The organism is Frankia sp. CoBUL1 (assembly GCF_978021245.1).
In genome coordinates this window covers 1-3,867 of the sequence record NZ_CDXDOS010000289.1, presented here as the reverse complement: position 1 = coordinate 3,867, position 3,867 = coordinate 1, and the positions used below count along the sequence as shown (strand labels likewise).

Genomic DNA, 3,867 nt, shown 5'->3' with positions numbered 1-3,867 from the left:
CTGACCGGCGCGGTACCACCGCTACCCGTCCCCTCGTCTGACCGGAGGTACCACCCGAGTGACCGTCTCGTCCCTCACTCCCGACCCCGCCCCGGCCGCCGCCACCCCGGACCCTGACCGGGGCAGCGAGCGTCCGGGTTCCCGGGCGGCGCGCATGCGGATGCCGCTCGCCCGCCACGTCGTCGAAGCCGTCGCGCTGGAGAACGGCGTGTGTATCCGGCCGATGCCGATGCGCCGCACCAACCTGGACACCGGCGAGACGCAGATCATCCCCGTTCCCTGCGGCGCCACCCTGGCATCGGCATGTCCTCCGTGTGCGGAGAAAGCCCGCCGGCTGCGGATGGCGCAGTGCAAGACCGGCTGGCACCTCGACGACGAACCGTTGCCCGCCCCCGATCCGCCCACCGACGAGGCCAAGGCCCTTGCCTCCCTGCGCGCGGACCTCGAATCCGCGCGGGCGGATGTGGAGGCGGCCGGGGACCTGGCGCAGGTCGGGGAGATCGACGAGCTGATCGGCCAGGTCGACGACGAGCTGAACGCACTGGGCGTGCGGGGGAAGGCAGCGCCGGAGAACCGTGATCGTCCTCGCCGGAGCCGCTCGACGCGTCGGCGGCAGGATGCCCCCGACCTGCCTCGGCTGCCGGTGGAGCGGCGCACGGTCGGCCGGACGTTCAGCGCCCCGGACGGCACAGTGTGGCGGCCGTCGATGTTCTTGACGCTGACCTGCGACAGCTACGGCCGGGTTCGCTCGGATGGGACCCCGGTGGACCCGAGTTCGTACGACTACCGGCGGGCGGCGCGGGACGCGATCCACTTCCCGAAGCTGCTGGACCGCTTCTGGCAGAACCTGCGCCGGGCGGTCGGCTGGGACGTCCAGTACTTCGCCGCGCTCGAACCGCAACGCCGTCTGGCGCCCCACCTGCACGCGGCGATCCGCGGGACCGTGCCGCGGGCGATGCTGCGCCTGGTGGCGGCTGCCACCTACCACCAGGTGTGGTGGCCACCGTCCGACCAACCGGTCTACCTCGACGGTCACGTGCCCGTCTGGGATGACGCGGCCGGCGGCTACGTCGACCCGGACACCGGCCTGCCCCTGGCGGCCTGGGATGACGCACTCGACGCGATCGGCGAGCACGACGAACCCGCCCACGTCGTCCGCTTCGGCCCGCAGCTCCGCGCGGACGGCGTGACCGCGAACAGCACGCAGACCGGCCGGATGATCGGCTACCTCACCAAGTATTTGACCAAAAGTCTTGACGCCTGCCATGACCTGGCCAGCGACGCGCATCGGGCCCACGTCGACCGGTTCGCCGATGCCCTGCGGCACGAGCCGTGCTCCCCGACCTGCGCGAACTGGCTGCGTTACGGCGTCCAGCCGCGCAGCGCCCGGCCCGGCCTCGTCCCGGGGCGGTGCAAGGGGAAGGCGCACCGGCGGGAGACGCTCGGCTTCGGCGGCCGGCGGGTGCTGGTCTCGCGCCGATGGTCCGGCAAGACCCTCACCGACCACCGTCACGACCGGATCGCGTTCATCCGCCAGCAGCTCGAAGCGCTCGGCGGCGACGCCGGTTCCGGTGCCGAGCCAAACCCGGACCGGACGGCCTGGCACCTCCTGCGCCCCGGCGACCCAGCGGCGCCCCGCCGCGAACACCTGCTGTTGCACGCGGTCGCCCAACGCCACGCCTGGCGCGCTCAACTCCGTGCCCGGCCCATCGAAGATGCGCCGGGTCCCCCGGCCGCCCGTGCCACCGCTGGCGGGAGTCATCTTCCGGCAACCAGTCCCCCACGGTTTTCCGACGCGGCCTGACCCTCGCTATCACGACTGGAGCACTGCCCATGTCTGAGCAAATGATCCATACACAGACCGTGCGGGCGCTACCCGGCTCCGCGGAGCCACGTGAGGGCGACGGCGTCACCCTCGACGACCTCTACCGGCTTCCGGCCGTGCTCGACCTGCCCACGGCAGCGCGCATCCTCGGCGTCGGGCGGACCGCGGCCTACGAGATGGTGCGTGACGGCCGGTGGCCCACTCCGGTCATCCGGCTGTCCAGCCGGAAGATCCGCATCCCTTCCGTCGCGCTGCTCGACCTGCTCGGCGTCGATCGGCGGGCGGCCTCGTGAGTGCCGGCCGTCAGGGCAGCGTCCGGAAGGACGCTTCCGGCAGGTGGTTCTTCGTCGTCGACATCACCGCAGCGGGTGGGCCGCGTCGGCAGGCTCGGCGGCGTGGGTTCGCGACCAAGAAGGCGGCACAGGCAGCGCTTACGGAGTTTCTCGGCAAGCTCGCGGCCGGCACGTATGTCGAGCCATCCCGGCTGACCGTTCGGGAGTTCATCGAGACCCGCTGGCTTCCGGCAGTCGAGGGTGAGCTGCGGCCGTCGACCCTGGCGTCCTATCGGCGGAACCTGCGGCTGCATGTCCTGCCCCGGCTCGGCGGGGTGCGGCTCCAGCTCCTCGACACGGCTACCCTGCAAGCCCTCTACGCCGAGTTGCTCCGGGCTGGCCGGGCTGACCATGCCCGGGGGCACGGGCTGTCGCCGCGGACCGTGCTCTACATCCACACGATCCTTCGGGGTGCGCTGAAGACGGCAGTCGAATGGGACCTGATCCCACGCAACCCGGCGGACCGGACCAAGCCGCCGCGGCGGAAGGCCCAGGCCGACCGGCACACGAAGATCTGCACCTGGACGAACGCCGAACTCCGGACCTTCCTCGACGCCACCCGCGAGGAACCGACCTACGCCCTGTGGCTGCTGCTTGCCACCACCGGCGTGCGGCGCGGCGAGGCGCTGGGACTCGCCTGGTCGGCCGTGGACCTGGACGCGGGGCGCATCTCGATCCGCCGGACGCTCGTCGACGTCACCACGTCCGGCACCGGCCGGGTGCCGGTGTTCAGCGACCCGAAGACCGTACGCGGCACGCGGGTCATTGCGCTGGATGTGGCCACCGTGACGGCGCTGCGTGATCTGCGGGAGCGCAAGCTGAAGGAACTGGTGTTGCTCGGCAGGGAGCCAGAGGCTGATCTCGTCTTCACCCACTGGGACGGCCGGGCGATGCACCCGGAACGGATCTCCCGGGCGTTCCTGCGGTGGGTGGGGCGCCTCGGTCTGCCGGTCATCCGGCTCCACGACCTGCGACATACCTGGGCAACCCTGGCGCTTGCGAGCAACGTGCATCCCAAGGTCGTCTCCGAGCGGCTGGGGCACGCCAGCATCACGATCACCCTGGAGATCTACAGTCACGTTCTGCCCGGCATGCACTCCGATGCCGCGGAAGTCGTCGCCGGGCTCATCCTCGGCACTGGCGGGCAGGCCGACGAGGACCAGGCGGACCGGCCCGACGACGGCGGCGCGACCGACCCGGACGACTCCGACCGCCCGGGCGATGATGACGGCCCGGATGATGACGAGGGCGGGGAACCGGGCTCGCCTGCGTCCGGCCGTCCGGCCACTGGCCCGCGTACACCGCGACCGTCCACCCCGGCCACGGCTCGGGCGTGACCAATCCGTGACCAAACTGGCCTAAACGATCGGAGGGGGAACGGTGGGCGAGTGTTTGACCTGCGAGAACGCTGCCGTTCAACGGGTGCGGGAGGGGGGACTTGAACCCCCACGCCCGAAGGCGGCAGATCCTAAGTCTGCTGCGTCTGCCATTCCGCCACTCCCGCGTCACCTCCAGAGTAGCGACCGCCTCACCTGGGGGGCGCCCCGCCTCCCGCCGGGTCATGCCCCGCATCCTCGCCGGGACCGTGGACGACCGTGGACGACCGTGGACGACCGTGGGTAGCCATGGAGGCTGCCCCAGCCCGGCCACGAACCTTCGTAGTGGGCCATTCACGGGGCTGTTAGCTGTTGTCGAATCGGCGTCTGATAA

3 protein-coding genes and 1 tRNA gene are annotated in these 3,867 nt (G+C 71.4%); 3 read left to right on the top strand and 1 reads right to left on the bottom strand.

Annotated features, from left to right (window positions below; all coding sequences use genetic code 11):
* The first annotated feature begins 58 nt into the window (after positions 1-58).
* Genes AC08OX_RS15695 through AC08OX_RS15685 form a run of 3 tightly spaced genes read left to right on the top strand, consistent with a single transcriptional unit; the run spans position 59 to position 3,494 of the window.
* A complete protein-coding gene (locus AC08OX_RS15695; RefSeq protein WP_476608497.1) occupies positions 59-1,804 on the top strand; it encodes a replication initiator in 1,746 nt (581 codons plus the stop codon).
* Positions 1,805-1,833: 29 nt separating this feature from the next.
* Entirely contained in the window at positions 1,834-2,118 is a 285-nt protein-coding gene (locus tag AC08OX_RS15690; RefSeq protein ID WP_476608496.1) for a helix-turn-helix transcriptional regulator, read from the top strand.
* Entirely contained in the window at positions 2,115-3,494 is a 1,380-nt protein-coding gene (locus AC08OX_RS15685; protein ID WP_476608495.1) for a site-specific integrase, read from the top strand. Before AC08OX_RS15690 ends, AC08OX_RS15685 begins: the two co-directional genes overlap by 4 nt.
* An 86-nt stretch (positions 3,495-3,580) precedes the next feature.
* Here AC08OX_RS15685 and AC08OX_RS15680 read toward each other — a convergent pair.
* Positions 3,581-3,661: transfer RNA gene (locus AC08OX_RS15680), tRNA-Leu, on the bottom strand.
* Between the last annotated feature and the right edge of the window lie 206 nt (positions 3,662-3,867).

What these genes read in the sequence shown, in the direction of transcription:
- AC08OX_RS15690 (WP_476608496.1), top strand. Translation starts at nt 1,834, where the DNA reads ATGTCTGAGCAAATGATCCATACACAGACCGTGCGGGCGCTACCCGGC.